General features: G+C 67.2%; 32 protein-coding genes. 23 read left to right on the top strand and 9 right to left on the bottom strand.

The features are described from left to right. Positions 1-20 precede the first annotated feature (20 nt). From ACP7AB_RS03280 to ACP7AB_RS03265, 4 genes are all read right to left on the bottom strand, one after another. A complete protein-coding gene (locus ACP7AB_RS03280; RefSeq protein WP_425987523.1) occupies positions 21-446 on the bottom strand; it encodes a fasciclin domain-containing protein in 426 nt (141 codons plus the stop codon). 150 nt (positions 447-596) lie between these two features. After that, positions 597-1175, bottom strand: a complete 579-nt coding sequence (locus ACP7AB_RS03275; RefSeq protein WP_425987521.1) for a fasciclin domain-containing protein — start codon at positions 1173-1175, stop codon at positions 597-599. 150 nt (positions 1176-1325) lie between these two features. Beyond that, positions 1326-2036: a TorF family putative porin gene (locus ACP7AB_RS03270; protein WP_425987519.1), complete on the bottom strand. Its 711-nt coding sequence runs from the start codon at positions 2034-2036 to the stop codon at positions 1326-1328. An 11-nt stretch (positions 2037-2047) separates the two neighbouring features. Beyond that, positions 2048-2980 carry an NAD(P)H-dependent flavin oxidoreductase gene (locus tag ACP7AB_RS03265; protein ID WP_425987517.1) on the bottom strand — a complete coding sequence of 311 codons (933 nt, stop codon included), beginning with the start codon at positions 2978-2980 and terminating at the stop codon, positions 2048-2050. Positions 2981-3223: 243 nt separating this feature from the next. Between ACP7AB_RS03265 and queF the strand changes: the two genes are divergently transcribed. The 7 genes from queF (at position 3224) to ACP7AB_RS03230 (ending at position 8974) form a co-directional block, all read left to right on the top strand. After that, the gene (gene queF / locus ACP7AB_RS03260; protein ID WP_303695360.1) at positions 3224-3685 is read left to right on the top strand and encodes a preQ(1) synthase; all 462 of its coding nucleotides are present in this window, start codon (positions 3224-3226) and stop codon (positions 3683-3685) included. Between the two features lie 436 nt (positions 3686-4121). Further along, positions 4122-4424, top strand: a complete 303-nt coding sequence (locus tag ACP7AB_RS03255; protein WP_425987515.1) for a PadR family transcriptional regulator — start codon at positions 4122-4124, stop codon at positions 4422-4424. A gap of 221 nt (positions 4425-4645) precedes the next feature. After that, the gene (locus tag ACP7AB_RS03250) at positions 4646-6031 is read left to right on the top strand and encodes a hypothetical protein (protein ID WP_425987513.1); all 1386 of its coding nucleotides are present in this window, start codon (positions 4646-4648) and stop codon (positions 6029-6031) included. Continuing rightward, a complete protein-coding gene (locus ACP7AB_RS03245) occupies positions 5980-6615 on the top strand; it encodes an alpha/beta hydrolase (RefSeq protein ID WP_426046099.1) in 636 nt (211 codons plus the stop codon). The genes ACP7AB_RS03250 and ACP7AB_RS03245 overlap by 52 nt, the downstream gene beginning before the upstream one ends. 125 nt (positions 6616-6740) lie before the next feature. Continuing rightward, positions 6741-7238, top strand: coding sequence for a hypothetical protein (locus ACP7AB_RS03240; RefSeq protein WP_426046090.1), 498 nt, complete (start codon positions 6741-6743; stop codon positions 7236-7238). A gap of 174 nt (positions 7239-7412) precedes the next feature. Further along, the gene (locus tag ACP7AB_RS03235; RefSeq protein ID WP_425987511.1) at positions 7413-8264 is read left to right on the top strand and encodes a DUF817 domain-containing protein; all 852 of its coding nucleotides are present in this window, start codon (positions 7413-7415) and stop codon (positions 8262-8264) included. Continuing rightward, positions 8261-8974 carry a class I SAM-dependent methyltransferase gene (locus ACP7AB_RS03230; RefSeq protein ID WP_425987510.1) on the top strand — a complete coding sequence of 238 codons (714 nt, stop codon included), beginning with the start codon at positions 8261-8263 and terminating at the stop codon, positions 8972-8974. The genes ACP7AB_RS03235 and ACP7AB_RS03230 overlap by 4 nt, the downstream gene beginning before the upstream one ends. Here the strand turns inward: ACP7AB_RS03230 and ACP7AB_RS03225 are convergent. Next, a complete protein-coding gene (locus ACP7AB_RS03225; RefSeq protein ID WP_425987508.1) occupies positions 8971-9579 on the bottom strand; it encodes a nitroreductase family protein in 609 nt (202 codons plus the stop codon). The two genes, ACP7AB_RS03230 and ACP7AB_RS03225, sit on opposite strands and share 4 nt — an antisense overlap. Positions 9580-9624: 45 nt before the next feature. On the opposite strand from ACP7AB_RS03225, the gene ACP7AB_RS03220 reads away from it, so the two are divergent. The 3 genes from ACP7AB_RS03220 to ACP7AB_RS03210 all read left to right on the top strand — a co-directional run bounded on the left by ACP7AB_RS03220 (position 9625) and on the right by ACP7AB_RS03210 (position 11550). Beyond that, the gene (locus ACP7AB_RS03220) at positions 9625-10275 is read left to right on the top strand and encodes an NUDIX domain-containing protein (protein ID WP_425987506.1); all 651 of its coding nucleotides are present in this window, start codon (positions 9625-9627) and stop codon (positions 10273-10275) included. A gap of 20 nt (positions 10276-10295) precedes the next feature. Then, a complete protein-coding gene (gene cysE, locus ACP7AB_RS03215; RefSeq protein WP_425987504.1) occupies positions 10296-11117 on the top strand; it encodes a serine O-acetyltransferase in 822 nt (273 codons plus the stop codon). Between the two features lie 235 nt (positions 11118-11352). Next, a complete protein-coding gene (locus tag ACP7AB_RS03210; RefSeq protein ID WP_409013079.1) occupies positions 11353-11550 on the top strand; it encodes a DUF3126 family protein in 198 nt (65 codons plus the stop codon). A 73-nt stretch (positions 11551-11623) separates the two neighbouring features. Here ACP7AB_RS03210 and ACP7AB_RS03205 read toward each other — a convergent pair whose 3' ends face one another. Continuing rightward, positions 11624-12196, bottom strand: coding sequence for a hypothetical protein (locus tag ACP7AB_RS03205; protein ID WP_425987502.1), 573 nt, complete (start codon positions 12194-12196; stop codon positions 11624-11626). 101 nt (positions 12197-12297) lie between these two features. On the opposite strand from ACP7AB_RS03205, the gene ACP7AB_RS03200 reads away from it, so the two are divergent. The 6 genes from ACP7AB_RS03200 (at position 12298) to ACP7AB_RS03175 (ending at position 17291) form a co-directional block, all read left to right on the top strand. Beyond that, a complete protein-coding gene (locus ACP7AB_RS03200) occupies positions 12298-13167 on the top strand; it encodes a 50S ribosomal protein L11 methyltransferase (protein WP_425987500.1) in 870 nt (289 codons plus the stop codon). Between the two features lie 53 nt (positions 13168-13220). Beyond that, positions 13221-13700 (top strand): hypothetical protein, encoded by a 480-nt coding sequence (locus ACP7AB_RS03195; RefSeq protein WP_425987498.1) that lies wholly within the window; start codon positions 13221-13223, stop codon positions 13698-13700. A 55-nt stretch (positions 13701-13755) separates the two neighbouring features. Further along, entirely contained in the window at positions 13756-15567 is a 1812-nt protein-coding gene (locus tag ACP7AB_RS03190) for an aminopeptidase P family protein (protein ID WP_425987640.1), read from the top strand. A gap of 35 nt (positions 15568-15602) precedes the next feature. Further along, complete coding sequence (locus tag ACP7AB_RS03185; RefSeq protein WP_425987496.1) at positions 15603-15851, top strand: type II toxin-antitoxin system VapB family antitoxin; 249 nt, start codon at positions 15603-15605, stop codon at positions 15849-15851. Then, positions 15848-16240 (top strand): type II toxin-antitoxin system VapC family toxin, encoded by a 393-nt coding sequence (locus ACP7AB_RS03180; RefSeq protein WP_425987495.1) that lies wholly within the window; start codon positions 15848-15850, stop codon positions 16238-16240. The genes ACP7AB_RS03185 and ACP7AB_RS03180 overlap by 4 nt, the downstream gene beginning before the upstream one ends. Before the next feature lie 61 nt (positions 16241-16301). After that, positions 16302-17291 carry an aldo/keto reductase gene (locus ACP7AB_RS03175; RefSeq protein ID WP_425987494.1) on the top strand — a complete coding sequence of 330 codons (990 nt, stop codon included), beginning with the start codon at positions 16302-16304 and terminating at the stop codon, positions 17289-17291. A gap of 134 nt (positions 17292-17425) precedes the next feature. Here the strand turns inward: ACP7AB_RS03175 and ligA are convergent, their stop codons facing one another. After that, complete coding sequence (gene ligA / locus ACP7AB_RS03170) at positions 17426-19741, bottom strand: NAD-dependent DNA ligase LigA (protein WP_426046089.1); 2316 nt, start codon at positions 19739-19741, stop codon at positions 17426-17428. Between the two features lie 148 nt (positions 19742-19889). Between ligA and ACP7AB_RS03165 the strand changes: the two genes are divergently transcribed. The 3 genes from ACP7AB_RS03165 (at position 19890) to ACP7AB_RS03155 (ending at position 22147) form a co-directional block, all read left to right on the top strand. Beyond that, a complete protein-coding gene (locus tag ACP7AB_RS03165) occupies positions 19890-20864 on the top strand; it encodes a M20/M25/M40 family metallo-hydrolase (RefSeq protein ID WP_425987492.1) in 975 nt (324 codons plus the stop codon). A gap of 93 nt (positions 20865-20957) precedes the next feature. Then, positions 20958-21587: a methyltransferase family protein gene (locus tag ACP7AB_RS03160; protein ID WP_425987490.1), complete on the top strand. Its 630-nt coding sequence runs from the start codon at positions 20958-20960 to the stop codon at positions 21585-21587. An 11-nt stretch (positions 21588-21598) separates the two neighbouring features. Next, complete coding sequence (locus tag ACP7AB_RS03155) at positions 21599-22147, top strand: hypothetical protein (protein WP_425987488.1); 549 nt, start codon at positions 21599-21601, stop codon at positions 22145-22147. 158 nt (positions 22148-22305) lie between these two features. Here the strand turns inward: ACP7AB_RS03155 and ACP7AB_RS03150 are convergent, their stop codons facing one another. After that, positions 22306-22755: a peptidylprolyl isomerase gene (locus tag ACP7AB_RS03150; protein ID WP_425987487.1), complete on the bottom strand. Its 450-nt coding sequence runs from the start codon at positions 22753-22755 to the stop codon at positions 22306-22308. A gap of 70 nt (positions 22756-22825) precedes the next feature. On the opposite strand from ACP7AB_RS03150, the gene ACP7AB_RS03145 reads away from it, so the two are divergent. Further along, positions 22826-23554 carry an RlmE family RNA methyltransferase gene (locus tag ACP7AB_RS03145; protein ID WP_425987486.1) on the top strand — a complete coding sequence of 243 codons (729 nt, stop codon included), beginning with the start codon at positions 22826-22828 and terminating at the stop codon, positions 23552-23554. 6 nt (positions 23555-23560) lie between these two features. Next, the gene (locus ACP7AB_RS03140; RefSeq protein ID WP_426046088.1) at positions 23561-24157 is read left to right on the top strand and encodes a hypothetical protein; all 597 of its coding nucleotides are present in this window, start codon (positions 23561-23563) and stop codon (positions 24155-24157) included. Positions 24158-24248: 91 nt separating this feature from the next. On the opposite strand, the gene ACP7AB_RS03135 is transcribed toward ACP7AB_RS03140, so the two are convergent. Next, entirely contained in the window at positions 24249-24755 is a 507-nt protein-coding gene (locus ACP7AB_RS03135) for a DUF2061 domain-containing protein (protein WP_425987483.1), read from the bottom strand. A 169-nt stretch (positions 24756-24924) separates the two neighbouring features. Between ACP7AB_RS03135 and guaB the strand changes: the two genes are divergently transcribed. Both guaB and ACP7AB_RS03125 read left to right on the top strand, forming a co-directional pair. Further along, the gene (guaB, locus tag ACP7AB_RS03130; RefSeq protein WP_425987482.1) at positions 24925-26382 is read left to right on the top strand and encodes an IMP dehydrogenase; all 1458 of its coding nucleotides are present in this window, start codon (positions 24925-24927) and stop codon (positions 26380-26382) included. A 3-nt stretch (positions 26383-26385) separates the two neighbouring features. Next, positions 26386-26787 carry an MAPEG family protein gene (locus ACP7AB_RS03125; protein ID WP_425987481.1) on the top strand — a complete coding sequence of 134 codons (402 nt, stop codon included), beginning with the start codon at positions 26386-26388 and terminating at the stop codon, positions 26785-26787. Positions 26788-26792 lie beyond the last annotated feature (5 nt).

The following is a 26792-nucleotide window of genomic DNA, read 5'->3' as shown; positions in this document are numbered from 1 at the left end:
TCTGGTTTTTCAGGCAGACTTTAGCCCTTGGGCAGAAGCACCGTGTCGATGACGTGGATCACGCCATTGGTGCAGGCGATGTCGGCCGAGACGACCTTGGCGCCGTTGACGGTGACGCCGTCGGTGCCGTCAACGGTGAGGGCCTCGCCATTGACCGAGGGGGGGCTGAGGGTCTTGCCCGAGATGTCGGCGGCATGGACGGCGCCGGACAGGACGTGGAGCGTCAGGATCGCCGTCAGCTTGTCCTTGTTCTCGGGCTTGACCAGATCCTCGACGGTGCCGGCGGGCAGTTTGGCGAAGGCGTCGTCGGACGGGGCGAAGACGGTGAACGGGCCTGCGCCCTTCAGGGTCTCGACCAGGCCTGCGGCCGTGACGGCGGCGACGAGGGTCGTGAACGAGCCGGCGGCGACGGCAGTGTCGACGATGTCGTGAGTTTCGGTAGCCATGATGTCGTTCCTGATTGGAGAGAGGTCAGGAAGTGGGGCGTTATTTGTCGATTACAATGGACGTGCGGCAAAGTGACTTTCTACATTGTAAAGTGGAACCCGCCCGAAAGATGTGCGGAGGTGTGATTACAACACCTCCGCACACGGACACTAGTTCGGCAGGGAGACGGCGTCGGTGACGTGGATCACGCCGTTCGACTGGAACACGTCGGCCTGGGTCACGGTGGCGACGCCGCCGTTCTCGTCGGTCAGGATGACCGAACCCCCGCGGAGCGAGGCGGTCAGGACGTCACCCGAGACGGTGGTGATGGCGGCGGATCCGCCGCCCGCCTGGATCAGGGCGATGACGTCGGCGGCGGCCACGCGGCCGGCGACGACGTGATAGGTCAGGATCTTGGTCAGGATCGCCTTGTTGGCGGGCTGGACCAGGGTCTCGACCGTGCCGGCGGGCAGGGCGGCGAAGGCGGCGTCGGTCGGGGCGAAGACGGTGAAGGGGCCGGGGCCCGACAGGGTCTCGACCAGGCCGGCAGCGGTGACGGCAGCCACGAGGGTGGTGTGGATCGGCGAGGCGACGGCGTTCTCGACGATGGTCTTGTTGGCATCCATGGCAGCGCCGCCGACGGTGACGGTCGAGTGGTTCATGCCGCCGTGATGATCGGCGAAGGCCGCGGGGGCGGCGACGAGCAGGGCAGCGGCCGAGACGGCGCCGGCGAGGGCGGAGAGCTTCATGAGTCGTTTCCTGACAATGGGATCGCCTTGATGGGATCGCGACAGAGACGCTCTCGGAGCCGATCCGGATGCGAGGGCAGCGCTGCGCGCGTCAAGCCGCCGCAGGTGTCGCACCCGTCGGCGCGACCGTGGTGCAAGGGCGCTGGCCCCCTAGAAGCTGACCAGGACCGAGGCCACCAGGGCGTCCTCGTACTGGCTCCCCTGATCCTGCGCGTCCGTGCCGTGCCAACGCAGGTCAAGCGCGGTCGTCTCGGTCAGGGCCCAAGCGACGCCGGCGTTCCAGCCGGTGTAGTCGGGAGCGTTGTCCTGTTCGCGCAGGCCCAGGGTGACGCTGGCCTTCAGGCGTTCGGCGAGGGGGAAGCGGACGCGGCCCTCGACCCAGGTGGAGGCCCGGGTCGAACCCAGGCTGTCCGGCGAATGTTCGACGCGGAAACGCGTATCGACCGCGCCGAAATCCTTGATGACGTCGAACTGATATTCCCAGGCCGCGTCGTCATGACCCGCGACGGCGCCGAGCCGCCACTTGTGCGAGGCGGAGGTGTCGAAATCGAACCCGAGCGCCGAATACTGCCAGCCCAGCTCGGCCTCGGTCTCGACCGAGGAGCCGGAGGAGTCGATCGTCTCGAACTCCACATCCGCGTAAACGCCGTTGGCGCCGTTCCACTGGACGTCCCCGAAGACATAGGGGGCAGAGCCGCTCTTGGAGGCCCCCTTGGAGCGGTTGTCGGCGCCGGCCCCCAACTCGAACGACCAGTGCGACGCGCGTTCCGGACGGTAGCGCGCGGTGTCCCTTTCCTGCGCCGCGACGGCGTTTGGCAAGCCCCCGGCAAGGACGAGAAGACAGAGGAGAATGCGGATCATCCGCCCAACCTTTAGGCGACGCCGACCTTCCTGGCGAATTGATCCGTGGCCTGTGCATATTCGTCGCGGAGGCGCTGAACCAGTTCCGCCGCCGGAATGACGTCGTGGATCGAGCCGGCGCCCTGGCCGGCGGACCAGACAGTCTTCCAGGCCTTGGCCTCGTCGCCCATGTCGAGCTTGTGATCGGGCAGGACTTTCGGGTCGATGCCGTTGGCCTGCAGCGACTTGGTCATGAAGTTGGCCGGGATGCCGGAGACGGCGGCGGTGTGGACGATGTCCGTGGCCCCGCTCTCGATGATCATGTCCTTGTAGGCGTCGGGGGCCATGGCCTCGGTGGTGTTGATGAACCGCGTGCCCAGATAGGCGAAGTCGGCCCCCAGCATCAGCGCGGCGGCGACGTCCTGGCCGTTCGACAGGCAGCCGGACAGGATGATCGTGCCCTCGAAGAACTCGCGCACCTCGTTGACCAGGGCGAAGGGGTTGATGATGCCCGCGTGGCCGCCGGCGCCGTTGGCGACGAGGATCAGGCCGTCGACGCCCGACTCTGCGGCCTTCCTCGCGTGGCGGACGTTGGCGATGTCGTGGAAGACCACGCCGCCGTAGCCGTGCACTGCATCGACCACGTCGCGCACGGCCCCCAGAGAGGTGATGATCAGCGGCACCTGATGCTCCACCGAGACCATCATGTCGGCCATCAGGCGCGGGTTGGTCGGATGGACGATGTGGTTGACGCCGTAGGCGGCTGCGTCGGGGTTCAGGCGGGATTTGATCTCGACCAGCCACTCGGCATAGCCCTCGGTGGTGCGGGCGTTCAGGGACGGGAAGGTGCCGATCACCCCGGCGTTGCAGCATTCGACCACCAGGTCCGGCCCTGAGACCAGGAACATCGGCGCCTCGATGACCGGCAGGACGAGACCCTTCTGCAGGGAGGCGGGGATGGCCATAGCGTTCGCTCCGTTTCGTTTGGCTACGCTTAGCGGGGTGTCGCGGGGGAAGGCAAATGTGCAACGTCTCCTCCCCGTTCGCCGCCTGGCGAATGGGGAGGTGGATGCGAGCCCTTGCGAGCAGACGGAGGGGTTCTTCGTGCGGCAAGAACCCCTCCGTCACTCCGCTGCGCTGCGTGCCACCTCCCCATCGCTACGCGACAGGGAGGAGACAGGATAACCGGGCGAGGCTATTTGACGCCCATGACCACTGACACCTCCGGCCTCTCCCAGCTCGGCCAGCACATCATCCAGCCGACCTCGCCCGAGACGGCGGTGCTGGAGCGGGTGCCCAACCCGCATGCCGACACCCTGTATCTGGCCCGGTTCACGGCGCCGGAGTTCACGTCGCTGTGCCCGGTGACCGCCCAGCCGGACTTCGCCCATATCGTCATCGACTATGCGCCGGGCGACTGGCTGGTCGAGTCCAAGTCGTTGAAGATGTACCTGACCGCCTTCCGCAACCACGGCGCCTTCCACGAGGACTGCACCGTGGCCATCGGCAAGCGGATCGCCGACCTGCTGGATCCGCGCTGGCTGCGGATCGGCGGTTACTGGTACCCGCGCGGCGGCATCCCGATCGACGTCTTCTGGCAGACGGGAACCCCGCCCGAGGGGCTGTGGCTGCCAGATCAGGGCGTGCCGACCTATCGCGGGCGGGGGTAGGGACCGGGGGGCGTCGCCCCTGCCGGCCTTACCAACTGTGCCGGAAGCGGACATTCCGAACCGCCGCTAGGGGTGGATACTGTTGAAAAAGTCCGGCGGCCGCGGAAATCGCGCAACCCGCGTGCTGGTCACGAGATCCTGTTTCAACGAAATCAATCGCTTAGCTTTTCGTAGCGATGCCGGATCGGGTTAAAAAGGCTGATTACGGCAGGCTCCCGGACTTTTTCAACAATATCGGTGGAAAGCGGACCTAGGGACTTAGCCGCCGCGTGTAGTCGGCCCCGTCACATAACCAACGCCGATGGTCAGGGGTCCAGCGGCTTGCGCACGGTCCAGGATGATCGGTGTCAGACGAGGTTTGGCATCAGGCCGCCCTGTCGTACTGGCCTCGGAAGCAACCACTTGACAATAACTCTACCTATGTAGAGTTATCTGTATGTCCCGGTCCCGATCACTCTCCGCCGCCGCCCGAACTGTACTGGCTGTCCTGGCCGAGGCGGGGACCGGCTGGTCGCACGGCTATGACCTGTACCGCAGCGCGGGGGTCAAGTCGGGAACGCTTTATCCGCTTTTGATCCGGCTGGAGGGACAGGGACAGCTGGAGGCACAGTGGTTGCCGGCTGAAGCCGGCCGGCCGCCTCGGCACGCCTACCGCCTCACTGCGGCGGGGCGAACGCTGGCGGCGGAGAATCCGCCGGCCGCGGCCCAGGAACCCTCCCCGTTGGGTCGGCTGGCGTGACGGTCGCTGAGAGGATTGTGCGGTTGGCCGGACATTGGGTGCCGGCGCGCCTTCAGGGCTGGGTCGAGGCTATGTCGAGCGAGGTCGCGACGATTGACCGGCCTCTGGCGGCGCTAATGTTGGCATTGGGTTGCGCAGCTTGGGCAGCGCGCGAGGCGGTGGCGGAGGCGCTCCGTGGAGCCCTCATGGCCCATGGTGAGGATTCCGGGGGAGGGAAAACGATGACAATGCAGGAAAGCATCAAGGCGCGGGGCGTCGCCCTCGCCTGTGCAGTGGCGGCGACGGGGCTCGGCCTTGTTTACCTGGCGGAGGCGGGGGCACCGACCCGTCTGCTGACGATGAACGGAGCCGCCCTTGTTGCAGGGCTCGTGATCGTGCTGCCGTTCGCCCGGCGCGATCCGATGGAACGTCCGTTCGTCGGGGTGGTGGCGATCGCGATCGGCCTGGCGCTTCTGCTGACCGCCGGGCTGGGTGGCGAGGCCTCGGGCGCGCGCCGCTGGGTCTACGTCGGCGGCGTGGCCCTTCAACCGGCTCTGATCGGATTGCCCCTGGTTGTCGTCGGTTTCGCCCGATCCCGCGATGCCCTGACGGCACTCGGCGTCGTGCTGGCCACGATAGCGCTCGCCTGGCAGCCGGATCGGGCGATGGCGGGGGCCCTGGTCGCCGGGATCGGAGCGGTCGCCTTGATGAAGCGTGAGCGGATGGTTCTGGCCGTTCTGGTCCTGGCGCTCGCGGGCTTCGCGGTCACCTTGGCGCGGCCCGATGTGGTGCCGGCCACGCTCTATGTCGATCGGGTGTTCCGTACCGCCGCCTCGACCAGCGCCCTGGCCGGGCTGGCGGTCTGGAGTGGGGCCATCCTCATTCTGGTCCCGGCCCTGCTTGGCATGGCGCTGGATCGGGCCAACCGTGCCATTCACGCGGCCGCCGGCGCCAGTTGGCTCGCGATCCTGACCGCGGCCGTCGTCGGCGACTATCCGACGCCACTGGTCGCCTACGGAGGCAGCGCCATCGTGGGCTACGTTCTCATGACCCTGGCCCTCCCCCGTCCCGGCCTCGCAGACTCGGAAAAGGCCGCTCCCGGGGCTCAGCCGCACCGCGCCGGAGAAACCCCGGCACTGCGTTCGGCGACCCCGCATCAATCGTCGCGGCTTCGCGTGGCCCTGCCTTCCCTTCTGCTTGCCCTTGTCGTCACCGTTGCAGCCTGCGGTCAGGCGGGCCACACCGACAGTACGACCTCCAGCATCGAGGTCCCCATCGCTGACATCGAGGTTTCGACGGCGAGGATCGAGGTTCCAAAGGTAGAATGGGAAGGGGTTTGGCAACCTGCCGCAGGCGGCATGCAGGTGCCGCTCTGGCCAGCAAACGTCCCTCTCGCGAAACCCGACAGCGGCGATCGTCCCGAGGCGACCGGCAATGGTTCGCCAACGGTCGGGGGAAGGCGATGGCATTGGGCGACCTATGTCACCCGGCCGACCATGACCGTCTATCGGCCGAAGGGCCAAACACCGGAGCCACGATGCTGGTCCTGCCGGGCGGTGGATTTCACGCCGTGGCCATGGACCTGGAAGGCACCGAGATCTGCGACTGGGTCGTACGGCAGTGCATGACCTGCGTCGTACTGAAATACCGGACGCCGCAGGTGTGGCCGAGAGTGAATGGCCGGCAGCAGCGACCGGAGGTGCTGCTGGGTCTGGAAGACGCCCAGCGCGCCATGGCATTGCTGCGGCAGGACGCCACCACTTGGGGCATCGATCCGCAGAAGATCGGTGTGATCGGTTTTTCGGCCGGCGCCTATCTCGTCGCCAACATGAGCAATACGGACGAGCGGACCTATCCCCTGACCGACGCGGCTGACCGGCAATCCTCACGGCCTGACTTCGCGATCATCGCCTATACCGCCCGCATGCTGGACAACAGCAACGGCAGAAATAACCTCCAGCTTCAGCCCTGGGTGACGATCAGCGCAAACGCGCCGCCGACGCTCATCATTCACGCGATGGACGACGCCGTCGACGATATCCGACAGCCGATGGCCTATGCGCTGGCGCTCAACGACGCAGGCGTGGCGGTGGACATGCGCCTCTACGCCAGGGGCGGCCATGCTTTCGGGATGCGGCCGACGGCCGATCCGATCATGACGGACTGGCCGGAACAGGTCAGGAATTGGCTGCTCGGCATAGGGATGCTGTGACCCCGGAGGCCACTGGAGGTGCATCCGCAAGGGATGCCGGGAATGCGGGCATGGCCGCTTTGGGTGGAAAGCGGACATGCTCGCACGTAAGCTCCAGAGCCTGAGCATCATCAGAGGGTGAAAAGTTGATCGGTCTCGCATTGGCGGTCGCTGTCGCACAGCTTGTCACCCGAAGCCCCGGTCTGGAGGCGGTAAGCGCCCTGGAGGGCTGCTGGCGCGTTACCGGCCAAGTTCAGGGGCAAGACGCGCCCGGCTTTGCAAAAGGCGAGTGGCACCTGGGCGGGCGATATCTCATGCTGCATCTCCGCGTCCCCAGACCTGGAGACGAGTACGAGTCTGCCATCACCTACGGGCCTGGCGAGCACCCCAATGAAATTGGATCACTCTTTTTGGATACATTCGGCGGTCTGTACGGACCTTCGTTAGGCGCGGGGACTAGGACAGACACCGGATTTGAGCAGCGGTATCGCTTCCCGGACTCGGTTTATCTCAATCGCTTCGAGCGTCAGCAGCGCGGCTGGCACTGGACAATCCTTGAGCAAGTCGAAGGTCGTGAAGATCAAGTGTTCGCGGATTATCGGCTGGAGCCGGCGAGCTGTACGAGAATGCGTTTCACGTTCTAGCGGCCCGCGAATATCGCACCCGAAAGGCCGCAATGGGTCGGGAGCGGCTATTCGCTTCTGTCTCGAAAGCGGACACTCGTCCATGCGAAGTGGGCTGGCCACCTCTCGACGCCAATCATGCAGAATGGTCTTCTTGCCGTGTTTTTGCACTCCTGATGCGGCGGAACCCCGGCCATGATCTCACGCTTGCCGCTCGAATCGTGGGGCCGTCGCTGGCTCGCCGGTCTGCAGTCCCGCGCCGACCGCACGCCGCTCACCCGCTTCGCCTTCGCCTTCCTGATGTTCGGGATCAAACAGGCCTGGGCCTGCCTGTTCGGCGGGGCGATGCTGGGGCTGATCCTGCTGACCTTCCTGTTCTGGCCGGACGACAGCCCGGTGTCGCGTTACGACTTCCTGGTCGTCGGGGCGGTGCTCATCCAGGCCGCCATGCTGGCCCTGAAGCTGGAGAGCTGGGCCGAGGCGCGGGTGATCCTGCTGTTCCACATCGCCGGCACGATCATGGAGCTGTTCAAGACGGCGCACGGGTCGTGGATCTATCCGGAGGACTCGGTGCTGCGGATCGGGGCCGTGCCGCTGTTCTCGGGCTTCATGTATGCGGCGGTGGGCTCCTACATCGCGCGGGTGCAGCGGATCTTCCATATCCGCGTGCGCGGCTATCCGCCGGTGTGGTCGACCTGGGTTCTGGCGGCGGCGATCTACGTCAACTTCTTCGCCCATCACTGGCTGCCGGACATTCGGCTCGCCTTGTTCGTGGCGACGGCCCTGCTGTTCGGGCGAGGATGGTTCTGGTTCACGGCGAACCGCACGCGGCTGAAGATGCCCTTGCTGGTGGGGTATTTCCTGGTCGCGCTGTTCATCTGGTTCGCGGAGAACCTGGGCACCCTCGGGCGGGCCTGGGCCTATCCGGGGCAGGAGGCTGGGTGGGAGATGGTCTCGCTGGCCAAGCTGGGCAGCTGGTATCTGTTGATGATCATCTCGGTGGTGCTGGTGTCGCTGGTCCACCGCCCGGAGGAGGAGCCGCGATGAGCGATGGATGGGCGGACTCGGCGGATGCCTGGGTCGCGTCCCAGGGGGACGAGGGCGACTTCGGGCGGCGCTGGGTCATGGATGCGCCGATGCTGGAACGGGTGCGGCTGAGGCCTTGGGCCCGCGCGCTGGATGTCGGCTGCGGCGAGGGGCGGTTCTGCCGGATGCTGAAGGCCGAGGGGGTGGCTGCGGTCGGGATCGATCCGACCGTGGGCCTGATCGACCATGCGCGCAGGCTGGATCCCGAGGGCGATTATCGCGTGGAAGCGGCCGAGCGCCTGGGGTTCGAGGACGCGGCGTTCGACCTTGTGGTCAGTTATCTGTCGTTGATCGATATCCCGGATGTGCGGGCCGCGATCGCGGAGATGACGCGGGTGCTGGCGCCGGGCGGGAGACTGCTGATCGCCAATCTGGCGGGGTACAACTCGGCCGCCGACGCCAACGACCTGGGGTGGGTCACCCTGCCGGACGGGCGGCGGGCCCATGCGATGCGTGACTATCTGGAGGAGAAGGCCGGCTGGATCGCCTGGAAGGGCATCCGGATCCAGAACTGGCACCGGCCGCTGGGCACCTATATGGCGCTGTTGCTGGAGCAGGGGCTGACCCTGACCCATTTCGCCGAACCGCTCGCCCACGGTGGCGATCCGGTTCGTGCGGCGCACTACAACCGGGTGCCCTGGTTCATGATGATGGAGTGGACGAAGACCTAGGGCAGGGTCGTCGTCAGCGCCGCGACGTTGGGTCGGTCCCGTTCCAGCAGCGGCTCGACCGCCGTGCCGAGGTGGATGAAGCCGGCGACCTTCTCGCCTTCGCCGACGCCGAACAGGGGCAGGGCGTCGGCGTCGTAGCTGTACCAGTCGGTGATCCAGCTTGAGGCGAAGCCGAAGGCGGAGGCGGCGTGCTCGAGGTTCATGCAGACAGCGCCGGCGCTGAGTTCCTGTTCCCAGACGGGCTTGGAGGCCGGGGCGGCGGTCGAGATCACGAGCACAGTGGTCGGGGCGGCGGTCAGTTTGGCGAGGACGGCCCGGGCCTTTGACGGCAGACCCTTGGAGACGGCCATGGCGCCGAGCGTCTCCGCGATCGCGGCGCGGCTGGCCGGACCCATGACGACGAACCGCCACGGGAAGAGCTTGCCATGGTCGGGCGAGCGGGCGGCGAGGGTCAGGATGTCGGCGACCTGCCCGGCGTCAGGTCCGGGCGCGGTCAGGGCCTGAGCCGGAGCGGAGCGGCGCGTCGCCAGCCGGGCCAGCATCACTGGCGACGGCGTGGGCGCAGGGAGCGGGGCGCCGAGATCGAGGGGGGGAGGCAGGGTCATGCCATGTAGCTAGGCGTTCGACCCATGCGGCGCCATATGCCCGGGATGAGCGACCCTCGCGACGATTTCGATACCGGCCGGCCCCTGCCTTCGTGGGACGAGAACCCGCCCCCGCGGCCTGCGTGGAAGAGCGACGGCGCCGCGACGGTGTTCGAGAACCCGTGGCTGACCCTGACCTCGCATCCGGCGACGGCGCCGACCGGGGCGGAGGCGACCTATGTCGTCATGCGGCCGAAGAACCTTTCTGTCGGAGTGCTGCCGATCCATTCGGACGGGACGGTGACCCTGGTCGGACAGGCCCGGTTCGCCCTGGCCAACTATTCCTGGGAGATGCCGGAGGGCGGGGCGCCGTTCGACGAGGACCCGCTGGACGGGGTCAAGCGGGAGCTGGCCGAGGAAGCCGGCCTGGCGGCGAAGTCGTGGCGCGAGGTGCTGAGAATGGAGATGTCGAACTCCATCACTGACGAGCGGGCCATCGCCTGGCTGGCCTGGGATCTGTCGGAGGTCGACACTGCGCCGGATCCGACCGAGGTGATCGAACTGGCGCGGGTGCCCTTCATGACCTTGATGCGCGAGATCGACCGGGGCGCGGTGCGCGACACCTTCACGGTGGTCACAGCCCTCAGGGCCTACCATATGGCCAGGGAGTCGCTGATCCCCGGCTGGCTGGCGCACGCCATGCTGACGCGGGTATGATGGGATGAATGGAGCCGGTGATGCCCAAGCTTGAAGTCGTCGTGTCGCAGGACAGCGTGTGGAACCAGCTGCGGTCCTCCGCCGAGGCCGCCGCGCGCGAGGAGCCGCATCTTGCGTCGCTGCTGAACGCCGTGATCCTGTCGCACCACGACCTGTCGGCGGCGCTGAGCTTCCAGATCGCCAGGAAGCTGGGCGACGAGGAACTGCGCGCCATGACAGTGCGCGAGGTCTGCCTGTCGGCGTTCCAGGCCGATGCCACCATCGTGGCGGCGGCGGAGGCGGACTTGCAGGCCGTGGCCGAGCGCGATCCGGCGATCAAGACGCTGTTGCAGCCGTTCCTGTACTTCAAGGGTTTCCAGGCGCTGCAGGCGTCCCGGGTCGCACACTGGCTGTGGACACAGGGGCGCGAGACCCTGGCCTTCCACTTCCAGAGCCGGATCTCCGAGCTGTTCCAGATCGACATCCATCCGGGCGCGCGTCTGGGCTCCGGCCTGTTCCTGGATCACGGCACGGGCATCGTCATCGGCGAGACGGCGGTAGTCGGCGACGAGGTCTCGATGCTGCACAATGTGACCCTGGGCGGTACGGGGGCCGAGCGCGGCGACCGCCATCCCAAGATCGGCAAGGGCGTGCTGCTGGGCGCCGGGGCCAAGGTGCTGGGCAATATCGTGGTCGGCGACTACGCCAAGGTGGCTTCGGGTTCGGTGGTGCTGAAGCCGGTGCCTGCGGGCTGCACCGTGGCCGGTGTTCCGGCGCGGCTGGTCAACTGCCCAACCGAGGCGGAGCCGGCCCGGACGATGGACCACACCCTCGCCGACGTCGTCTATGATTTCGTGATCTAGATCCCCAAAATCCCGTGCATCCCCGAAGAGGCGGGGACCCAGTTCTTGAGTGAGGCACATCGTCTGGGATGACGGTCCGTCCGCAACGGTTCGCGATCATCGCCCAAAGCACTGGGTCCCCGCCTTCGCGGGGATGCACGGAAGTGAGAGCGCCGGGCTTCCCATGAACGGACCGGTTCTCTAGGGTCCGCGCCTTCAATCCAGACCACCGAGGCCCGCCGTGAACGAAGCAGACATGAAGCGCATCGAGACGCACCTGAAGCGCACCTTCAACACCGGCGGCATCATCGTGAAGGCCCGTGCGAAGGTGAACGATTCGGCCGAGGTCTATGTCGGTGACGAGTTCATCGGCGTCGTGTTCGACGACGAGGACGAGGACGGCAGCTTCATGTTCGAGATGGCGATCCTGGCCGAGGATCTGCCCGCCGACTGATCCAGCCTCGGATACCAGACACGAAAACGCCGGGCGGTGCGAACCGCCCGGCGTTTGTCGTTTCAGACGATGATCAGCGCTTGCCGAAGATCGCGTCGGCCAGCTTGTCGAAGAAGCCCTTCTTCGGCGCGGGCGCCGCAGGCTTGGCAGCAGGGGCGGCGGCGGCCGGGGACACGGCGGGCTTCGCGGCGACGACCGGCTTTGCAGCCGGTGCGACAGCGGCCGGCTTGGCGGCGGGAGCGACAGCCTTCGCGGCCGGAGCCGTCGTAGCGGTCTTCGGAGCAGCCTTGGCGGCGGGCTTCTTCGCAGCCGCTTTCGGAGCGGCCTTGACTGGAGCCTTCGCGACGGCAGGCTTGGCAGCGGGTTTGGCGGCAGCCTTGGGAGCGCCGGCCTTGACCGTGGTCTTCGGGGCGGCGGGCTTTGCCGCAGGCTTCGCAGCCGGCTTGGCGGCGGACTTCGCAGCGACCTTCGGAGCCGCCTTCGGAGCAGGCTTGGCGGCCGGGGCGGCCTTCACCGCTACGGGCTTGGCGGCGACGGCGGGCTTTGCTGCAGCGGGCTTGGCCGTTTTCGCAGTCGACTTCGCGGCTGCTTTAGGCTTGGAAGCGGCGGACGCTTTAGGCGACGCAGTAGACGGTGACTTGGCCATGTATTCCCCGACCCCTCGGTTGGAACGATTGCGTCCCGTGCGTGAGCGCACAGGCGCAAACTCAATAGTATCGATTCGCAATGATACCGGTGTTTGAATAAATGTCCCACAATCCCGTCCAGATAATCGCGCGCGGGTCTCGCGCCGCCGCTGAAGCGGCCGCCGAAGCCATCGATTCCGACTTCCTGCTGGAAGGCGCGACCTATTCCATTCTCGAGGAAGACGAGGATCGCGACATCTGGCGCATCGACGCCTTCCCGACATCCGAGGAAGAGGTCGAGGCCCTGATCGCGCGGCTGGCCGAGCATCCCGGCGTGACGGTGAAGGTCGAGCCCCTGGCCGACGCCGACTGGCTGGCCATGTCGCTGTCAGGCCTGCCGCCCGTGCGGGCCGGGCGGTTCTTCGTCTATGGCGCCCACGATCAGGGACGGGTGCCGCCCAACGCCGTGAATCTGAAGATCGACGCGGGCGCGGCCTTCGGGACCGGGCACCACGGCACGACGGTCGGCTGTCTGGTCGCCTACGACGAACTGCTGAAGCGCGAACGGTTCGAGAAGGTGCTGGACGTCGGCTGCGGAACGGGCGTGCTGGCCATCGCGGCGGCGCGGACGGGCGCGGCTCTGGCCGTCGGCACCGACATCGACGCGCCTTCGGTGCGGATCGCCAACGAGAACGCGAAGCTGAACCAGGCCAATGCGCGGTTCGTCCACGCCTCGGGCCTGAACGACATGAAGGTGCGGGCCGGCGCGCCCTATGACCTGGTGTTCGCGAACATTCTGGCTCCGCCGCTGGTCGCCCTGTCGCAGGACATCAAGATGAGCTTGCGGATCGGCGGGGTGGCGATCCTGAGCGGGCTGCTGCGGACACAGGAGCGGCGGGTCTCGGCCGCCTATCTGTCGCGCGGATTCCGGCTGGAACGACGGATCCATCGCGATGCGTGGAGCGCCCTGGTGCTGAGGCGGATGGCATAGGCGGAACTCCGGCAAAGCGGAGCCGTTCTGCTGGCTTAATGGAGGGATTTCCCGTGAGCCAGTACGACCCGAATATCGACCCCAACGCCAGGATCGAGCGCATCGTGGTGACGGAGCCTGTCTACAGCGAGACAGTCGTCGTGCAGCGCGAGTCGAGCACAGGCTGGTGGATCGCCGGCGGACTGGCCGCCGCTGTCCTGATCGCCGTGCTGTGGGTCCTGTCATCGGGGGGGCGAGACGACGAGACCGAGGTCCTGCTGGCCCAGGCCCAGGCGGACGCCGCTGCCGCCCAGGCGCGCGCCGATCAGGCCGTGGTCCAGGGGCAGATCGCAGGCGCCCAGCAGAGCGTCGACATCGCCCGGATGGACGCCGCGCGCGCCCAGGCCGAGGCGGCTCGCGCCACCAGCCAGGCGCGCTCCGACATGGCCCGCGCCGCCAGCCAGCCGGCGCCGGTGATTATCACCGTCCCGGCCGCGCAGCCCGCGCCGACCTCGGGTTCGGCAGTGATCACAAGCACGTCGCCGCAGAACTGATCGTCTCCTGGATCTCCCTCCCCTTCATGGGGAGGGAGATGCTATGGCGATTTTCATGCGCCAGTCCTTCGATGAAACCACCTCGCCGTCCTTCGGGGCGAAGCACCTTCCACTCGTTCGCGCCGCCATGGCGCAGCAGGGGCTGGACGGCTTCCTGGTCCCGCACGAGGACGAGCATCAGAACGAATATCTGCCCGCCGCCAACGACAGGCTGGCCTGGCTGACCGGCTTCACCGGGTCCGCCGGCGCGGGCGTGGTGATGAAGGACAGGGCCGCGGTCTTCGCCGACGGTCGCTACACGGTTCAGGTCCGGGCCCAGGTCGACGCGAGCCAGTTCGAGATCCTCGACCTTGTCGAGGGCGGTGTCCCCGCCTACCTCGAGCGTGCGCCGAAGGGGGCCGTGATCGGCTACGATTCGCGTCTGCACAGCCCCGACGCCCTGGCCACGCTGAAGCGGGCGGCGGCCAAGGCCGGGGCCAGCCTGAAACCCATCGACAGCAATCCGGTGGACGCCGCCTGGGCCGAGGCGCGCCCGGCCCAGCCCGCCGCTCCCGTCGTGCCGCACGAAGACCGCTACTCGGGCGAGTCGAGTGCGTCGAAGCGGAGGCGGATAGGTGAAGCGGTCGCAGCGGCCGGCGCCGACGCCGTCGTCCTGACCGCACCCTCGTCGATCGCCTGGCTGTTCAATGTGCGGGGCGGGGACGTGATCCGTTCGCCCCTGCCGCTGGCCCAGGCGATCCTGGCGGCCAATGGGACGGCGATGCTGTTCCTCGACCCCGCCAAGGTGACCAACGAACTGCCGGGATGGCTGGGCGACGACGTGACCCTGATGGCCCCGGGCGAGCTGGGGCAGGCGCTGGAGGGGATGAAGGGGTTCAAGGTCCTGATCGATCCCGCCCAGTCTTCGGCCTGGTATTTCGACCGGCTGGATCTGGTCGGGGCGACCGTGGTTCGCGGCATGGACCCCTGCGCCCTGCCGCGCGCGGCCAAGAACGCGGTCGAGATCGAAGGCTCCCGCCAGGCCCATATCCGCGACGGCGCGGCCCTGTCGCGGTTCCTGCACTGGGTCGATACGGTCGCCCAGGTCGAACTGCCGGACGAGCGCGGCGTGGTCGAGGCGCTGGAGCGGTTCCGCGAGGAGACCGGTGCGCTGAAGGACCTCAGCTTCGACACCATCGCCGGGGTCGGGCCGAACGCCGCCCTGCCGCACTACAAGCCCGTCACCCGCACGATCCGCAAGATGGAGCCGGGCTCGCTGCTGCTCGTCGACGGCGGCGGCCAGTATCTGGACGGCACCACCGATGTGACCCGGACCATGGCCATCGGCGAGCCTTCGGCCGACCAGCGCCGCCTGTTCACCCTGGTGCTGAAGGCCCATATCGCCATGGCCATGATCCGCTTCCCGGTGGGGACGAGCGGGCACCAGCTCGACGCCCTGGCGCGGGCGCCGATGTGGATGGCGGGCCATGACTACGACCACGGCACGGGTCATGGCGTCGGCTCCTATCTGGGCGTGCACGAAGGGCCGCAGCGGATCGCCAAGGCGGTGAACTCGCAGCCCCTGCTGACCGGCATGATCCTGTCCAACGAGCCGGGCTACTACCGCGAGGGCCACTGGGGCATCCGCATCGAGACCCTGCAGGTGGTGACAGCGCCCGAGCCGATCCCCGGCGGCGAGCGGCCGATGCACGGCTTCGAACAGCTGACCTTCGCCCCGCTGGACAGGAAGCTGATTGATGTCGCGGCCCTGACGGTCGACGAGCGCGCCTATGTTGACGCCTATCACGCCGAGACCCTGGCCAGGGTCGGGCCGCTGCTGGATGGGGAGGCGAAGGCCTGGCTGGAGGTGCAGTGCGCCCTGCTTTGAGGCGCATAGGGTGATGTGGTAGAAGTCATTCTACCATGCTGAACATCAAGAACCCGGAGACCCATCGCCTGGCTCGCGAATTGGCGACACGGCGGGGCGAAAGCCTGACGACGGCGGTCACCGTAGCCCTGCGCGAACAACTGGCGCGTGAGCCGGTTGAACCGCCAAAGGCGACCGTCGAAGACATAATGCGGATGGTGCGGGAGCTGAATCTGAAACCGCTCGACCCCGGCGAGGATCCGACCGCATTTCTGTATGATGATGAAACCGGCCTGCCTGTATGATCGTCGATAGTTCCGCCTTGGTCGCCATTCTGCTGGATGAGCCTGAGGCGGCAGCCTTCGCCGCCGCGCTCCTCGGATCGGATGTGAACCGAATGTCGGCCGCCAACTATCTGGAGGCCGCGATCGTCGTGGATCGACGTGCTCAGAAGGACAGTCGGATCGGCGCGTTCGAGCCGCTCGTGGCGGCTGCGCGGCTGCGGATCGTAGATGTCACCCCGGCTCGGGCGGCCGAAGCGCGCAAGGCTTACCGGCGGTACGGCAAGGGGTTCGACCCCGCCCGCCTGAACTTCGGCGACACCTTCGCCTATGCCCTTGCCATCGAGTTCGGCGAGCCTCTGCTGTTCAAGGGCGACGACTTCGCACAGACGGATGTCGTTTCGGCGGTCTGACCTTGCGGATCGGCCGGGCGGCGCCGACGTACCGGGTCCACCACCCTCAGGAGACCGACCCATGAAGACCCGTCGTCTCGGACCGAACGGTCCCGAAGTTTCGGCTATCGGCCTGGGGTGCATGGGGATGGCGTCCTTCTATGGCGCGCCGTCGGACGAGGGACAGGCGACGGCGGTGATCCATCGCGCGCTGGAGCTGGGGATCACCTTCTTCGATACGGCCGAGATGTACGGCCCCCACACCAACGAGATCCAGGTCGGCAAGGCGCTGGCGGATCGCCGCGACAAGGCCTTCGTCGCGACCAAGTTCGGCATCGGCTACAACGCCGACCGCACGGCGCTGAAGGTCGACGGATCGCCGGCCAATGTGCGCCGCGCCATCGAAGGCAGCCTGACCCGTCTGGGGATGGACCACGTCGATCTCTACTATCTGCACCGCGTCGACGCGGACACGCCGATCGAGGAGACGGTCGGGGCGATGGCCGAGCTGGTGACGGAGGGCAAGGTCCGCTTCCTCGGCCTGTCAGAGGCGGCGCCCGAAACGATCCGCCGGGCCCATGCGACCCACCCGGTCACGGCGCTGCAGACGGAGTATTCGCTGTGGAGCCGGGAGCCGGAGGACGGGATCCTGGCGACCGTGCGCGAGCTCGGCATCGGCTTCGTGCCCTACAGCCCGCTGGGGCGCGGCTTCCTGTCCGGCGACATCAAGTCGATCGACGATCTGGAGCAGGGCGATTTCCGCCGCACGAATCCCCGGTTCATGGGCGAGAATTTCCAGAAGAACCTGAACCTCGTCGAGGCTATCAAGGGCATCGCCGACGACCGCGGCGTCACGGCGGCCCAGCTGGCGCTGGCCTGGGTGCTGGCCCAGGGAGACGAGATCGTGCCGATCCCGGGGACGCGACGCATCGCGACGCTGGAACAGAACGCGGCGGCCGCGGACATCACCCTGACAGCCGAGGATGTCGAGGCGATCGAGGCCGTGTTCCCGAAGGACGCCGCCTCGGGTCACCGCTATGCCGAGGCCGCCCGGAGCGCGCTGAACCGCTAGGCAGGTGTGATCCTCCCCCGACGGGGGAGGGGGACCGCGTAGCGGTGGAGGGGGCTGGCCGCAGACGCTCGGTTCGCGGTGAGCCCCCTCCGTCTCTCGCTGCGCTTCGAGCCACCTCCCCCAAAGGGGGAGGATCAGCCGATCAACGCCAGCCACTCGTCCTCGGTGAGAACGGCGACGCCGTGCTTCTGCGCCTCGGCCAGTTTGGAGCCCGCGCCGGGTCCGGCGACCAGATAGTCGGTCTTCTTCGACACCGATCCGGACACCTTGGCGCCGAGACTTTCGGCGCGGGCCTTGGCCTCGTCGCGGGTGAACCGTTCGAGCGAGCCGGTGAAGACGACGGTCTTGCCGGCGACCGGCGTGTCGGCCTTGGGACGTTCGGCGTCCTCTATCGTGGTCAGCTGTTCGACCAGGGCGGAGACGACCTCGCGGTTGTGCGGCTCGTGGAAGAACTCGGCGACGGCGCGGGCGGCGACCGGGCCGACGCCGGCGATCCCGGCGATGTCCCCGAGGGTCATCGACGGACCTTGCTCGCGGGCGACGCGGGCCAGTTCGACGATGCTGGCCCAGTCGCTGGTCAGCTCGGACAGAGCCCGGCGGGCAGGCGCGGCGACGCCGGGGAAGGCGAGGGCCAGCTTCTGGTCCAGCGGCGCCTCGGGCCAGGGATCGGCGGGCGACAGAACGGCCGAAGCCATGACGGACAGGGTGCGGGCGGAGACGCCATGGCCCTCGGCCAGCTGCGTCCATTCGGGTGAGGGGATGCCGGAGGCGGCCTCAAGCGCGGCGGCGTGGAAGCTTTTCCAGTCGCCGAAATGGCGGGCCAGCAGCAGGGAGGTCTGGTCGCCGATGTCGCGGATGCCGAGTCCGAACAGCAGCCGCTCCAGCGCGATGGTGCGGCGGGCGTCGATGCCGGCGACGAGGTTCCTCACGCTGGTCTCCCCATAGCCGTCCTCGGCGCGGAGGGCGTCGAGCTTTTCCGCATCGCGGGCGAGGCGGAAGATGTCCGCGGGCTCGTGGATCCAGCCCCGCTCGTGGAAGGCGGTCAGCTGTTTCTCGCCCAGACCTTCGATGTCGAAGGCGCGGCGGGAGACAAAATGCTTGAGCCGTTCGACCAGCTGGGCGGCGCAGATCAGCCCGCCGGTGCAGCGACGGCGAACCTCGCCCTCGGGCCGCACGGCCTCCGACCCGCAGACCGGGCAGTGGGTCGGGAAGATGTAGGGGAGGGCGTCGGCGGGGCGTTTGTCGGCGACCACCGAGACGATCTGGGGGATGACGTCGCCGGCGCGTTGCAGGACCACGGTGTCGCCGATGCGCACGTCCTTGCGCGCGATCTCGTCCTCGTTGTGCAGGGTGGCGTTGCGGACCACGACGCCGCCGACGGTGACGGGTGCGAGGCGGGCGACGGGGGTGAGGGAGCCGGTGCGGCCGACCTGGATGTCGATGCCCTCCAGCACGGTGGTCGCCTGTTGCGCCGGGAATTTGTGCGCGATGGCCCAGCGGGGGCTGCGGGAGACGAAGCCGAGGCGGTGCTGCCAGTCCAGGCGGTCAACCTTGTAGACCACGCCGTCGATGTCGTAGCCGAGCTGGGCGCGATCGGTTTCGAGACCGTGGTAGACGCCGACCAGTCCATCGGCGCCCTCGACGCGGGTCGAGCGCGGATTGACCGGGAAGCCCCAGGTCTCGAACGCCTCCAGCGCCTCGGCCTGGGTCTCCGCGAATGGCTCCGAAGTCTCGCCCCAGGCGTAGGCGAAGAAGCTCAAGGGGCGCCGGGCCGTCACCGACGGGTCGATCTGGCGCAGCGATCCGGCGGAGAAGTTGCGGGGGTTGGCGTAGGTGCGACGGCCGGCCGCCTCGGCCTCCGCGTTGAAGGCGGCGAAGGCGTCGTTGGGGGCATAGACCTCGCCGCGCACCTCGATCAGGGCGGGCCAGCCGGAGCCCTTCAGACGGTGGGGAATGTCGGCGATGGTCTTCAGATTGGCGGTGATGTCCTCGCCCGCCCGACCGTCGCCGCGGGTCGCGCCCTGGACCAGAATGCCGTTTTCGTAGCGCAGGTTGGCGCTGAGGCCGTCGATCTTGGGTTCGGCGACGAAGGCGATGACCTCATCTGAAGGCAGCTTGAGGAAGCGCGCGATGCGGGCGACGAAATCGGTGACGTCACCGTCGTCGAAAGCATTGTCGAGGGACAGCATGGGCACGCCGTGCCGTACCTCGGTGAACTGGCTGGAGACGGGTGCGCCGACCCTCCTCGACGGAGAATCCTCGCGAACCAGGGGCGGGAAGCGCGTCTCGATGGCCAGGTTGCGCGCGCGCAGGGCGTCGTAGTCGGCGTCGGAGATCTCGGGCGCGGCCTCGGCGTAGAGGGCGTCGTGGCGCGCCATCGAGGCGGCGAGCCGGGCCAGCTCGGCCTCCGCTTCGGCTTCGGTCAGGGATTCGACGGACGGTTCGGCCATGGCGCTTTTAGTGACGATCCGTGCGGAGACTTCAACCCTCACCGTGCACCCCGGCGGGGCGCACGGTGAGGGTGGATGACACGAATTTAAGCGGACGCGTCCATCCTGGGCCGCTATGCCGAAAGCGAAACATCCAGAGAGTGTCCGCATGTCCCGTTCCCTTCGCGCCCTCGCACTGTCGTCCGTCGCCGTCCTGATCCTGTCCGGCTGTGCGGGCATGACCGAGACGCAGCGGGCGCCCGAGACGTCTGCCGAAGTCGCCGCGACGCCGATCTCCTACGATCAGCTGATGGCCGATGTGCGCATCCTGTCGGCGGACGACATGGAAGGGCGCGATACGGGCGCGCCGGGCGGCGAGCGGGCGCGGGCCTATATCGTGTCGCGGTTCGAAGCTTTGGGTGTCGCCGCTCCGCCGATGGGCCGGCTGCAGCCGTTCGCGGCGCAGGGCCGCACCCGCGAGGGGCCGAAAACCTTCAACGGCGTCAACATCCTGGGCCTGATCGAGGGGACGCGGGTTCCGGATCGCTACATCGTCATCACCGCCCACTACGACCACGTCGGCTCGAACGGCGGCCAGATCTACAACGGCGCAGACGACAACGCCTCGGGCGTGGCGACCATGCTGGAGATCGCCGATCGGCTGAAGGCCTCGGCTCCGGAACACAGCGTCATCTTCGTCGCCTTCGACGGCGAGGAGCGGGGCCTGCTGGGCGCCAAACATTTCGTCCAGGCGCCGCCGGTGCCGTTGGAGTCGATCGCGATGAACCTGAATTTCGACATGATCGCCCGCGCCGAAACGGACGGGAAACTGTGGGTCACGGGCACCTATCAGCACCCGACGTTCCGGCCGATCCTCGAGAACATCCCGGCGATTGGCGCCGTATCGCTGGCCTTCGGCAAGGACACGCCGCAGGACATCGGTGAGAACAACTGGGTCGAGGCCTCGGATCAGGGCGCCTTCTTCGCGGCCCAGGTGCCGTTCCTGTACCTGGGGGTCGACTACCACCCCGACTATCACCGCCCGTCCGATGACTTCGAGCGGATCACGCCGTCAGTGTTCCAGAGTGCGGCCGAACTGTCAGTCTCGGCGTTCCGGGCGCTGGATCAGGGCCTGGATCGCTGATCGCGAGAGAGTTTCAGCCGCAAAGATAGTTCTTGCGCGAACTCGCGCTTCGGCGTTTCCGTCTGCTGACAAAACAGGGGGCTGGAAGCGACTATGACGACGGTGAGTACCGACGCGTTCGATCTTCAACGAATCCAGAAGATCCGGAAATGGGCCATCGGCCTGTGCCTGCTGGCGGTCGTTGTTCTGGCGATGTTCACCTCCACCTGGTGGGGGGAGGGTCCGATCAGTGAAGCCGTGGAGTCGGTCGGCCTCGGCGCCATCGTTCTGAGCATTGTCGGCCGCGCCTGGTGTTCGCTCTACATCGGCGGACGCAAGAAGGCGGAGGTGGTCTCCACCGGTCCGTATTCGCTCAGCCGGAATCCGCTCTATGTCTTCAGCTATGCCGGCGCCTTCGGTGTCGGGGCCCAGACCGGCAGCATGACGATCGCCGCGCTGTTCGTGTTGATTGCCGTCGTGGTCTTCCACTTCACCATCGCCCAGGAAGAGGCTTGGCTGTCGGCGGAGTTCGGCGAGTCATACAAGGCCTATATGGCCCGGACGCCGCGCTGCGGACCCGACTTCTCGAAGTGGCGCGACGAGGAAGACCTCAGCATCAAGCCGCGCTTCTTCCTGACCACGATCCGGGACGGACTGGTGTTCCTGCTGGCCATTCCGGTCTTCGAAGGCGTGGACATGGCGCAGGCGGCGGGATGGCTGCCGGTCCTGCTCCGCCTTCCGTGAGGAGAGCCGCCATGCGCACGATTGTCCTGCTGACCGCCGTGGGCCTGACGCTGGCCGGCTGCGACCTGGTCAATGCACCGTCGAAGCCGGCGGGTTCGGGCGGCGCCGCACCGGCGACCGCGCCTGCCCGCGGCGGCGCCTTCGCCCACAGTCAGACCGAGGACCTGTCCGGCTACTATCAGGTCGGCGAGGCCCAGGTCGGGCCGGGCGATTTTGCGCTGATACATCTGTTCATCGGTCAGGCGCAGGCGTTCACCGACTGGGAGGAGGGTAAGCGGTCCGCGACCTTCGCCCCGGTGATGCTGGAGTTCCTGGCGCCCGGCGAGACGACCGAGCGGGTTCTGCCCGACAGCTATTCGGTTAGCGATGGCCGCATCCGCATGACGGGGACGAGCGCGACTGGCGACCGCGTTACCTTCGACGGCCAGCTGAACGCCGGGACGCTCGCGACCGCACGCCGCAATCTGGGCGGGGCGGAAGAGCCGTCGATCACGGCGACGCTCCGGATTGGCGACCAGAGCTTCTCGGGCGTGAAGCTGCATTGGTACGGCGGCGACTGACGGATTGTGGTCTCCCCCTGTCGCGTAGCGATGGGGAGGTGGCAGCGAGCGCTTGCGAGCGGACGGAGGGGTTCTGCGTGCCGCAAGAACCCCTCCACCGTTTCGCGGTCCCCCTCCCCATTCGCCAAGCGGCGAAAGGGGAGGAGCCGAACAAGTCCTTAGTTGACCGTCGCCTTGACGATCTTGCCGGGCGCGCGGGGCGGCTCACCCTTGGGCAGGGCGTCGACGTGTTCCATGCCCTCGATGACCTGACCCCAGACCGTGTACTGGCCGTCCAGGAAGCCGGCGTCGTCGAAGACGATGAAGAACTGGCTGTTGGCGGTGTCCGGCTGATTGGTGCGTGCCATCGAGCAAACGCCGCGCACGTGCGGCTCTTTCGAGAACTCGGCTTTCAGGTTGGGCTTCTTGGAGCCCGAGGTGCCGGTGCCGGTCGGGTCGCCGCCCTGGGCCATGAAGCCCGGGATCACGCGGTGGAAGACGACGCCGTCGTAGAAGCCTTCGCTCGCCAGCTCGGTGATGCGGGCCACGTGGCCGGGCGCCAGGTCGGGGCGCAGCTTGATGACGACGTCACCGGTGTCGAGGGTCAGGGTCAGGGTCTGGTCGGCCATGGGGCGCTCCATTTTCGGATGATTGGCGGGGGTCATAGCCGCTGAGGGCCGTGGGCGCTATGTGGGAGCGATGAGTGACGACGAAAAGCCCACATCTCCGCCTGTCGAGCCTGCGCGCCGCCGCATGGTCCGTCCGCCCACCGGCGGTACGGCCGCCGGCCGCGGCATGGGCGGCAAGATCAAGACCGCCGAGAAGAAGTCGATCTCGTCCATCGAGTGGATCAAGCGTCAGCTGGCCGATCCCTGGTCCGAAAAGGCGCGCGCCGAAGGCTGGCGCAGCCGGGCGGCGTTCAAGTTCAGCGAGATCGACGACCGCTTCCGTCTGGTCAAGAAGGGCTCCCGGGTCATCGATCTGGGCGCGGCGCCGGGCGGCTGGATCCAGGTCTGCGTCAACCGGGGCGCGACGTCGGTGGTCGGCGTCGATCTGCTGCCGATCGAGCCGATCCCCGGATCGATCCTGATCCAGGCCGATTTCACCGAACCCGGCGTCGACCAGCAGCTGATCGAGGCCCTGGGCGGCCCGCCCGATCTGGTGCTGTCGGACATGGCGCACAACACGGTCGGGCATCGCCAGACGGACCACCTGAAGATCATCGCCCTGATCGAGATCGCGTCGGAATTCGCCATCCGGACACTGAGGCCCGGCGGGTCTTTCGTGACCAAGAACTTCCAGGGCGGGGACGCCGGCCACGTTCTGGCCGACCTGCGCGCCAACTTCCAGGACGTGAAGTACGTCAAGCCCGCCGCCAGCCGGAAGGGCTCGTCGGAGGTCTATCTTGTGGCGTTGCACAAGAAATAGGGATCGATGTACGTCACGGACTTTCACACGACGGAGAAGCGTTCAGCGAAAGCTGAAGGTGGTGTCGAGCGAAGGATGACCGAGGCGGCTGTCATGATCGCCGTAGCCATGCACTTCATGGCTGAGCAACGTCGGCTCGGCGAGATTGGGGCCGTTTCGATGCATCCCGACGGCGAGCACGCGAAGCAATTCAACATCATCGACTGTTTGAGCGGGCACGGATTTTCTCGGCTAAATGGGATCGGGTCCACTCTTTACGGCGGTCTCTACGGTCGTGGTGAGGACAGGGTGGTCGTGAATCCCAAGTCCGGGTTGGGTGATGTATCCGCAGTAGTCGGCGGGCAGTTGATGATCGCCGAGTGCAAAGGCGGAGTCATAAACAGCAAACACGGGGGAGTTCTCTCCAAAACGCGAAGCGGATTGTCGGAGCTTGTTGGGCAACTGATGGTGCTGGAAGACAACGGCGCGCGCCAGCTCGCTGTGAGACCTTTTACCGTGCAAGCATTGACCTTGGCCGAACGATTGGCCCCTCGCTGCCGCAAGGCCGGTATAGAAATCGCTCTAGTTGAGCCGGATGGACGATTGGTCTTCGTTGGTGCCTAGCGCGCGGCGGCCATCTCCACGGCCTCGGAGGCGGCGTTCACTGGACGGGTATGTGGGGTGAGTGCGGCTCGGCTGAACCGGTCGTCGGCGATCAGGCGGCCTGGAGCGCCCGGCGGGCTTCGCGGACCGCCCAGATGCGGTCGTGGACGGCGAAGAAGACCATCTGCACCAGGGGCTCGATAACCCCGACCGTCAGGGCGATGCGCCAGTTCTGGGTGATGGCGAAGGCCACCGTCACCGCGACCACGAAATGCATCACGCCATAGGTCACGGTCTTGACCGCGATCTTCCTGAACGAGGGCAGGGCGTGGCTGTGGCCGTGATGGCCGTGGGAGCGGGCCTGCTCCTCGGCGTTCATGACGTCGAGGCGGGCAGTGAAGGCCTCGGCCGTCTCCTCGATCGAACTGCCCATGCGACGGCGCTCGATCCGGTGCCAGATCCGGTCGTGGAAGGAATAGGCGATGGTCTGGAAGAAGGGTTCGACCACGCCGATGGCCAGGGCCATGCGCCAGTCCCGGGTGATGGCGAAGGCCACCAGCATGGCGACGACGAGGTGCATCACACCGTAGGAGGCGATCTTGAGCGCGAGGCTCCGCACGGATCTGGCGAGATTGACGACCATCTGCGGGAGAGAATGTTAGCTTGGGCTGAAAGTTTCAAGTGCGGCTGAAAAAACTTACGGACGGCCCGTTCACCCGGATGCCGGTCGTCATGGTTGACTTCGCACCCGCGAGAGAGGATACGCGGCCCGCAAAACGGAGACTCCCATGGAGATTCGCGAAGGGCTCACCTTCGACGATGTTTTGCTTGAACCCGGTCCGTCAGAGATCATGCCCGCCGACGCGGACGTCTCGACCCGGCTCACCCGCGACATCAGGCTGAACATCCCGCTGACCTCGTCCGCCATGGACACGGTCACCGAAAGCCGGCTGGCCATCGCCATGGCCCAGGCCGGCGGTCTGGGCATCCTCCACCGTAACATGACCGTGCAGCAGCAGGCCGATCAGGTCCGCGAGGTGAAGCGGTTCGAGAGCGGGATGGTCATCAACCCGGTGACGATCCGCCCCGAGACGACGCTGGGCGAGGTTCGCCAGATCGTGGCGGCCCGCAAGATCAGCGGCTTCCCGGTCGTGGATGCGACCGGAAAACTGGTCGGAATCCTGACCAACCGCGACATGCGGTTCGACACCGATCCGGCCCGTACCGCCGCCCAGCTCATGACCACGGGCGACCTGGTCACCGTGCGCGAGGGCGCCAGCAAGGAAGAGGCGCGGCAACTGCTGCGCGACCGCAAGATCGAGCGGGTCATCGTCGTCGACGAGGACTATCGCGCCACTGGCCTGATCACGATGAAGGACATCGAGAAGGCCCAGGCCCACCCGCACGCGGCCAAGGACGAACAGGGTCGTCTGCTGGTCGGCGCGGCCTCGACCGTCGGGGACGCAGGCTATGAACGGGCCATGGCCCTGGCCGATGCGGGTTGCGACGTGGTGGTCATCGACACCGCCCACGGACACTCGGCCCAGGTGGCGCGGGTTGTCGAGCGCATCAAGCGCGAGAACAACCGGTTGCAGATCATCGCCGGCAACATCGCCACCTACGATGCGGCCCGCGCGTTGATCGACGCGGGCGCCGATGCGGTCAAGGTCGGCATCGGTCCGGGCAGCATCTGCACCACCCGCATCGTCGCCGGTGTCGGCGTGCCTCAGCTGACGGCCATCATCGACGCAGTCCGGGCGGCGAAGGACTCCGGCGCACCGGTCATCGCCGACGGCGGGATCAAATACTCGGGCGACCTGGCCAAGGCCATCGCGGCCGGCGCCTCTGTCGCCATGATGGGCTCGATGTTCGCGGGCACCGACGAGAGCCCGGGCGAGGTCTTCCTGTACCAGGGCCGCAGCTACAAGTCGTACCGCGGCATGGGCTCGGTGGGCGCCATGGGCGCCGGCTCGGCCGACCGCTACTTCCAGAAGGAAGTCGAGGACACCCAGAAGCTGGTGCCCGAGGGCATCGAGGGCCAGACTCCCTACAAGGGTCCGATCGCGCCGGTTCTGCACCAGATGGTCGGGGGGCTGCGCGCCGCCATGGGCTATGTGGGCGCGGCCACCATAGCGGACTTCCAGGAGAGGGCGCGGTTCGTGCGCATCACCGGCGCGGGCCTGCGGGAAAGCCATGTCCATGACGTGATGATCACGCGTGAGGCGCCGAACTATCGGCAGGGGTAGCCGATGTTCAACATGACTTCCGAGCTGACCTATGCGGCCCTGACCATCCTGCTGGCTGTGGTGCAGATCTTTCTGCCCGCCACCGGCCGGACGCTGCAGCACGGGCCGAAGTGGAACGCCGGGCCGCGCGACGCGGACGTTCCACCGTCCAACGTCATCACCGGCCGGCTGGAGCGGGCCCAGGCCAATCTGTACGAAACCCTGCCTCTGTTCCTCGGCGCCGTCCTGATCGCCCATGTCGCGGGCGAGGACGGATTTCTGACGTACTGGGGCGCTACGCTCTATTTCTGGGCCCGCGTCGTCTATGTCCCGTTGTACGCCTTCGGCGTGACGGGCGTTCGCAGCCTGGCCTTCCTCGCATCGCTCGCCGGTCTTCTGATGATCGTCGCCGCCCTGTTCATCTGAAAGTT

The organism is Brevundimonas sp. TWP3-1-2b1 (genome assembly GCF_049896165.1).
Classification (GTDB): Bacteria; Pseudomonadota; Alphaproteobacteria; order Caulobacterales; family Caulobacteraceae; genus Brevundimonas; species Brevundimonas subvibrioides_B.
The sequence above is the reverse complement of the archived record's forward strand: the minus strand, read 5'-3'. Positions and strand labels throughout refer to the sequence as shown.